This is a genomic window from Ruixingdingia sedimenti, assembly GCF_031432425.1.
Classification (GTDB): domain Bacteria; phylum Pseudomonadota; class Alphaproteobacteria; order Rhodobacterales; family Rhodobacteraceae; genus Ruixingdingia; species Ruixingdingia sedimenti.
In genome coordinates this window covers 1-1,162 of record NZ_JAVKPH010000116.1, presented here as the reverse complement: position 1 = coordinate 1,162, position 1,162 = coordinate 1, and the positions used below count along the sequence as shown (strand labels likewise).

General features: G+C 64.6%; 1 protein-coding gene. It reads left to right on the top strand.

Annotated elements, in window-relative coordinates; translation table 11 throughout:
* Positions 1-211 precede the first annotated feature (211 nt).
* Positions 212-1,144, top strand: a complete 933-nt coding sequence (locus RGD00_RS23355; protein ID WP_310459623.1) for an IS110 family transposase — start codon at positions 212-214, stop codon at positions 1,142-1,144.
* The last annotated feature ends 18 nt before the right edge of the window (positions 1,145-1,162 follow it).

The window sequence follows — 1,162 nt, the reverse complement described above, 5'->3', positions numbered from 1 at the left end:
TTGTCTTATGACTTCCCCCGGCTCCTGAGGCAAAAGGGAGCCACTGCCCGCCACGCCATTTATGGCGGGCAATGGCGGGGGTCGGATCGAGAGAAGCTGGGCCGTCTCCGGCGCCGTGCCGTAGTGGGATCGCCCCCGTCTTCATCTTCTGTCCTGAACGGATACCCGGGTTCGCGGCCCGGATGACAAGACGAGGAAGTGGATAAAGACAATGAAGGATACCATCGGCATCGATATCTCGAAACCCGTTCTCGACGCCTTCCGGCTGGCGACCGGCGAACACCGGCAGTTCCCGAACGACAAGCCCGGCTGCAAGGCCCTGATGCGCTGGATCGGCCAGGAGCCCGTGCGGGTCGTGTTCGAACCCACCGGCCCCTATCACCGGATTCTCGAGCAATCTCTGACCAGGGCCGGGATCGCCATCGTCAAGGTGAACCCGCGTTACGCCCGCCGCTTCGCCGAGGCGACCGGCGAGCTGGCCAAGACCGACCGGATCGATGCGGCGCTCTTGGCGCGGATGGCGGTCGTTCTGGATCTGGAGGCACGTCCTGCGCGCTCAGAAATCCATCACGATCTCAGAGAGTTGAGCGTGGCGCGCCAAGCGCTGATCAAGGATCGGATCGCGGCGCGCAATCGCGAGCAGGTGGCGCAGAACGCCCTCGTCCGCCGCCAGATCAAGGCCCGCCTCGTTCAGATCGAAAAACAGATCGGCGAGATCGAGCAGGCGATGGCCGCCATCGTCGGCGCAGACGAGACGCTCCAGCGCAGGCGCGAAATCCTCGCCAGCATTCCCGGCATCGGCCCGATCACGGCAATGGCGATCATCGTCGAGATGCCGGAACTCGGCGAGATGGACGGCAAACAGGCGGCGAGCCTGGCGGGTCTGGCGCCCATCACGCGCGAGTCCGGCGGGTGGAAGGGGCGCTCGCGTATACAGGGCGGTCGTGCGTCGCTGCGATGCGGTCTCTACATGCCGGCGCTCGTCGCCCTGCGCATCAACCCGGACCTGCGGCGCAAGTACCAGGCCCTCAAGGAGGCCGGAAAACCATCGAAGGTCGCAATCGCGGCCATCATGCGCAAGCTCATCGTGCTGGCCAACGCGCTCATCCGCGACAATCGAAAATGGAGCCCAAATGCCACTTGATCGACACGGATACTACGG